Here is a 6,365-nt window from a genome sequence, read left to right as displayed (position 1 = left end):
AAGAATCTAAAAACGTGATGAACTATTTCAAAGAAGCTGAAAACGGAAGCCGTGAAGTTATTAATACGTTGAATGCGATGTTGATTGAAGAACGGGATAAAAGAGGGCATAAATAAATTGAGACATCTTTAAAAATATATTTTATTTTATTCTAAATTTAATAATAAATACTATTTAGTCACTTAAAAGTCATCTAATATAGAAAAAACACGACCAAGAAATGACTATATTAAATTATAATTATTTTTAAAATTAGCTAAAGGAATACTAGTGACAATTAAGAATAAACTTTTACTAAATATAGGAATCAGTACTGCAACAATCATTACCTTAGGCATATTAATCTATTCGGCTGTTCATGAGATAGAGAGTAACAGTGAAAAAATCAAAAACGAATCTATCCCCTATATGCTAACAGCAAACGATATAAAGTTTCATCTATGCGAAACGCAACAGCTCCTTACCGATGCAAGTGCGACCAAAGACAAAGAATCTTTAAAAGAAGCACATGAAAGTTTAGACGATTTGATGAAAGGGCTTAGTACTTTCGAAGAGATGTTTAAAACGGAAAACAATCAAGATTCTTTGAAAGAAATCATCCAGATAAAAGAGTCCGCTGAAAATTTTAAACGGGTAGGCTTAGATATGGCTCAAGCCTATATAGATCATGGGACGGATGCCGGAAATGCCAAAATGGACGCTTTCGACCAACAGTCCGAAACAATAGCAAAAAAAGTAGATGAACTATCTAATAGCCAAAGAAATGAAGCGAATGGGCTTATTGAAGAGATTGTCAATGAAGCACATTCGACAGTATGGTTGGTTCTTGTCCTCAGTGGTATGGGAATCGGTATCGCATTGACCGTAGGACTTTTAAGCATTCGTTCTATATTAAAATCTATAAAAATGATTGGCAATATAACCAAAGAACTCGCCAGTGGTGATGCGGATTTGACAAAACGATTGGTTATGCTAAATAAAGATGAACTCAGTGATGTCTCTAATAATATCAATAGTTTTATTGCAAATACACAATCTATCGTTCAACAATCAAAAGAGACATCTATAGAGAATTTGGCTATTTCATCGGAACTGGATACAACAAGTCAACAGGTTGGACTTCGTGTTGAAGAGAGTGCTTTTTCACTCGAAAGTATTTCAAAAAAAGCAAAAGAGATTATCGAAGATCAAAAAGAGGCTATGCATGAGGCAGAAGCTTCAAAAGAAGATATTTTGATTGCACATCAAAAATTGATTCAAGCCCAAAAAGAAATTCAAAAAATGATGGATGGGATCCAAGAGAGCGTGGAAATTGAGACCGAATTCGCTGAAAAATTAAGTTCACTTAGTTCCCAAACAAATGAGGTAAAACAAGTATTATTGATTATCGGAGATATTGCCGATCAAACCAACCTATTAGCCCTCAACGCGGCTATCGAAGCGGCACGTGCAGGTGATCATGGGCGAGGGTTTGCTGTTGTTGCCGATGAAGTCCGTAAGTTAGCTGAACGTACACAAAAAAGCTTAAATGAGATAAATATCACTATTAATACGATTGTTCAAGCGATTAACGATGCTAGTGAACAAATGGGAATAAATTCACACAATATCAAAGAGCTCGGGGAACGTTCCGAGTTAGTTGAATCTCAGATACTTGACTCAGTAGAGACCATGTCGTTGACAAAAAATTTGGTTACAAATCTCGTCAATGACGGTATAAAAAATGCGGATGAAATTGCTGTCATTGTTGGTGATATAAATACCATCAGTACGAGTGTAACTCAAAATGCTAGAAGCATGGAAGAGATTGCTTCAGCTGTGCAACATCTCCATCAAGCATCAGAGTCTTTGAATATGAATTTACAAGGGTTAAGAACGTAAACTGTTTTACTATTTCCGATCCAGTTTCTCAAATCCCGGAAGAACTTTCCCCTCCAGTAGTTCAAGACTCGCTCCCCCTCCGGTGGAGATAAAGCTGAACTTGTCTTTCTCACCCGCTTTCTCCACCGCATCGGCGGTATCGCCTCCGCCGACGATACTAAACGCATAACTCTCGGCGATGAACGAGGCGAGTTTAAACGTCCCTTTGGAGAACTGACTCATCTCATAAATCCCCATCGGTCCGTTCCAGATAATCGTGTTGGAGAGTTCTATCGCTTCTGAGAAGAGTTTGAGAGTGGCAGGACCGATGTCGACGGCATGGAACCCCTCCAATACATCTTGGACAGGGGTGATTTTAATATCGACGGGATGCTCTATCGAATCAGTTGCGACGACATCGACAGGGAGGTAGATTTTAACCCCTTTCGCCTTGGCTTCACTCAAAACCTCTTTTGCCACTTCGACGAAATCATCTTCGACCAAAGAGGCTTTCATATCGTAGCCGAGTGCTTTCAAGAACGTATTGCTCATCGCACCGCCGATGATCAGTTTGTCAATTTTCGGCATGACCGAGGTGAGGAGCGTGATTTTAGAAGAGACTTTAGAACCCCCGACTACGAGTGCGATAGGTCGGATCGGTTTTTCGAGCGCTTTGGTAAACGCTTCGATCTCCCGCATCATCAAGAATCCCGCCACTTTGATTTTGGCAAAATCGGCGATTCCGTAGGTCGATGCGTCTTTACGATGGGAAGTTCCGAACGCGTCGTTGACATACACGTCACACAAATCGGCTAATTGTTGACAAAAAGCGGGATCGTTTTTCTTCTCTCCCTCAAAAAAACGGATGTTTTCGAGCAAGAAGATCCGCTCGATGGAGCAATGAGCATTTTCAACTTTTAGGGTTTCGAGGTTATCGATAAACTCGATTTTTTTCTCCAACAGCCGCTCTAGGCGCTTTTGGATATGGCGGAGGGTAAAACGCTCATCATACCCGTTTTTAGGTTGCCCCAAATGGCTCACAAGGGTGATAGAGCACGCATTATGATCGATACAGTAGTTGATCGTCGGAAGAGCCGCGCGAATCCTGCTGTCATCGGAAATATTATACTGTCCGTCCATCGGGACGTTAAAATCGACACGAATCAAAACCTTTTTGCCTGTTACATCAATATCTCTGAGGCTTTTCACCCCACCCATCGTAACTATATTGCTAATCATCGTTTCGCCTTTGTTTTGGATTGTTTTGGCATTAAACACATTTTAAATATACTACACTTAAATTACTTATTATTGTTAATATATGTAAAGTTAATTTACACTATAAGTTATATACGAAAAGGTGGGAAATGAAAAAAGTTTTTTTAAATGAGTTATTTGAACGATTATTGGATCTAAAGAATAAAATGACATTAGATGTCGATCAAAAAAATGATAATGTTTCATTGCAAAATATGAAGTACTATCTCAACCTCCGAAAATACGATTTTTCAGCCTTGCAGGATGATTTAACCAAAGTGGGTCTCTCCTCATTCGGTCGTTCACAAGCGCACATGGAAGCGAGTATCAATGTAGCGCTTGAGATGCTCTCCCTCGCCCTCAAAAAAGAGCTTCATCCAGCCAAAATACATTTGAGCTATGAAGATTCACATGCCATGATGGATAAAAACAGCGAAATATTTTCGACATCCGCAGATAAAACCAAGATCATGATCACCGTCCCCTCGGTATATGATACAAAGTGGTTTCATAATCTTGCCCTCGAAGGGGTTCATCTTTTTCGGATCAATACCGCACATGATTCCCCAAAATCATGGAAAATGATGGCACAGGAGATTAAAAAGGCATCTTCTGAAGATACAAATTTAAAAATTTATGTTGACCTCGCGGGTCCGAAAATTCGTACAACCCTCAAAAAGTCTAAAAAATCAGGGAAACCGAAAAAAATAAAACTCTTTTGCGGCGATAAAGTCTTGATCCACTCCGCAACTTCATCGATATCCACTAAAGAGATAAAACACTGCGATGCGATTATAGGGTGCACGTTAGAGAATATTGGGAGTTTGGTGAGCGTTGGGGATAAAGTTTTTATCGATGATGGAAAAATCGAATTGGTTATCGACGAAATTTTGAACACCGATATACTTTGCACCCTCTTAACAGACAATAAGGAAGGGTCTAAATTTAAAGATGAAAAAGGGGTCAACTTTCCCAACAGCAACATTACCATACGTGCCATCTGTGATCATGATAAAAAGGTGTTGCCTCATATCTGTGAATATGCCGACATCATAGGTATCTCCTTCGCACAGACACCGGATGATATAGTTGATCTTATTGATGAGTTGGAACGTTTAGGGAAAAAAGGTTCCATTTCTATCGTTGCCAAAATCGAAACGAAAAAAGGGGTTGAAAATCTCCCTGCCATCCTAGAGGCACTCATCCAGTACGGAAATTCGGGGATCATGATCGCGCGGGGAGATTTAGCCATCGAAATCGGTTTTGAAAACTTGGCGTATATGCAAGAAGAGATACTCGACCTTTGTACTGCGGCGCATATGCCCGTCATTTTAGCAACTCAGGTACTGGAAAATAAGATGAAAACCAATATCCCCAGCCGTGCTGAAATTTCAGATGTCGTTTTTGCCCATAAAGCGGAGTGTGTCATGCTAAACAAAGGTGACTATGAAGTAGAAACCATCAAAACGCTAACTACCATTCTAAAACAGATGGATTTGGTTTTTCGCAAAAATAAATTGCTCTATAACCCAAGTTTTCAGTGGAAATAGCATTTTTGGTCATTATTGTTTAAATCAGTATAATTAAAATTATTATTGTTACACAAACAACAATATATCCGATACAATGTACTCATACATCTTAATCTAAAGAAGAATTAAGCCATGAGTGATAAAACTGCAATCAAGGGTATGGGATCGATTCTGCACACTCATGGAGTAGCCTTTCGCGTTTGGGCACCCCATGCACAACACGTGTCGCTTATCGGATCATTCAACGAATGGGACGCAACAAAGCACCCGATGAACTCTGAGGAAAATGGTTATTGGACCATAAATATCGCTGAAGCTCATGCGGGTGATGAGTATCTGTTTCACCTTTTTACGCAAAATGGAGAATTTAAACGGATCGATCCTTACGCCCGTGAAGTGACAAGTTCCATCGGGAATGCCATCGTTCACGATACACGTTTTGACTGGGAAGGGGACGAGTTTAATATCGTAGCGTGGAATGAACTCATCATCTATGAACTCCATATAGGGACATTTAATGATCAAGAAGAAACTCTCCATCAGGGTGAGTTTTCAGCGGTGTCTGCACGTCTGGAACATTTGAAAAAACTCGGTATCAATGCGATACAGATTATGCCGATAGGTGAGTTCGCAGGTGAGAGCTCATGGGGGTATAACCCTGCCCATATATTTTCGGTAGAGAGCGATTACGGCGGTCCGTTGGCGTTTAAACAGTTCGTCAAGCGTGCCCATCATGCGGGTATTGCGGTAATACTGGACGTTGTGTACAATCATCTGGGTCCCAGTGATCTTGATCTGTGGCAGTTTGACGGTTGGAGCGAAAACGGTCGTGGCGGTATTTATTTTTACAACGATGATCGCGCAATCACCCCGTGGGGAGAAACCAGACCCGATTATGGACGGGGAGAGGTTCGTCAGTATCTCTTGGATAATGCCATGATGTGGCTCGAAGAATATCATGTAGACGGAATCCGCTTCGACTGCACCCAGTTTATTCGTATGGTCAATGATTCTGATAAGCGCGATATTCCAGAGGGGTGGAGTCTGCTCCAATGGATCAATAGCCAGATTAGCCAAAAGTTTCCCTCTCGGGTCACTATCGCTGAGGATCTTCAAAACAATCGATGGATCACTAAAGAAGTCGGAGCGGGTGGAGCCGGATTCGCATCTCAGTGGGATGCCATGTTTGTCCACCCCATACGCCAAGCAGTGGTTGCCCCACAAGACGAGCAACGATCCCTCGATGCTATCCGTGATGCCATCTTATACCGTTATAACGATGATGCCTTTGATCGGGTTATCTACAGCGAGTCACATGACGAGGTTGCAAACGGTCATGCTCGTGTACCCCAAGAGATTAACCCAAATGACCCCAAAGGGTGGTACGCGCGGAAACGTTCGACATTGGCCGCTGCTATGGTCTTTACCTCCCCCGGTATCCCTATGATTTTTCAAGGTCAAGAGTTCCTAGAGGGGGGATGGTTTCGTGACACGGTTCCGGTTGATTGGGATCAATGTGCTGAGTTTCACGGGATCGTCCGCTTGTACCGAGATCTTATACGGCTGCGTTCCAATCGTGAGGGTTTCACACGCGGTTTATGCGGGCAGTTTACTCAGGTGTACCATCTGAATAATGAACACAAAGTGATTGCATATCATCGATGGGACAAGGGGGGCGTTGCGGATGATGTTGTGATCGTTGCAAATTTCTCGCAT

At 41.5% G+C, this 6,365-nt stretch carries 4 protein-coding genes; 3 read left to right on the top strand and 1 reads right to left on the bottom strand.

The features are described 5' to 3' along the window. The first annotated feature begins 270 nt into the window (after window positions 1-270). The gene (locus VFW36_RS08170; protein WP_329658317.1) at window positions 271-1,881 is read left to right on the top strand and encodes a methyl-accepting chemotaxis protein; all 1,611 of its coding nucleotides are present in this window, start codon (window positions 271-273) and stop codon (window positions 1,879-1,881) included. Between the two features lie 9 nt (window positions 1,882-1,890). Here VFW36_RS08170 and VFW36_RS08165 read toward each other — a convergent pair whose 3' ends face one another. Further along, window positions 1,891-3,099, bottom strand: coding sequence for a phosphoglycerate kinase (locus VFW36_RS08165; RefSeq protein WP_329658316.1), 1,209 nt, complete (start codon window positions 3,097-3,099; stop codon window positions 1,891-1,893). A 128-nt stretch (window positions 3,100-3,227) separates the two neighbouring features. Between VFW36_RS08165 and VFW36_RS08160 the strand changes: the two genes are divergently transcribed. Further along, a complete protein-coding gene (locus tag VFW36_RS08160; RefSeq protein ID WP_329658315.1) occupies window positions 3,228-4,667 on the top strand; it encodes a pyruvate kinase in 1,440 nt (479 codons plus the stop codon). A 114-nt stretch (window positions 4,668-4,781) separates the two neighbouring features. Beyond that, window positions 4,782-6,365: alpha-amylase family glycosyl hydrolase (locus tag VFW36_RS08155; RefSeq protein WP_329658314.1), on the top strand; the 1,584-nt coding region annotated here is incomplete at its 3' end.

It is taken from the genome of Sulfuricurvum sp. (assembly GCF_036279695.1).
Taxonomy (GTDB): Bacteria; Campylobacterota; Campylobacteria; order Campylobacterales; family Sulfurimonadaceae; genus Sulfuricurvum.
The sequence above is the reverse complement of the archived record's forward strand: the minus strand, read 5'-3'. Positions and strand labels throughout refer to the sequence as shown.

Excerpts from the sequence above, each read along its gene's own strand:
- VFW36_RS08160 (WP_329658315.1), top strand. The coding sequence starts at position 3,228 with ATGAAAAAAGTTTTTTTAAATGAGTTATTTGAACGATTATTGGATCTA.
- VFW36_RS08165 (WP_329658316.1), bottom strand. The coding sequence starts at position 3,099 with ATGATTAGCAATATAGTTACGATGGGTGGGGTGAAAAGCCTCAGAGAT.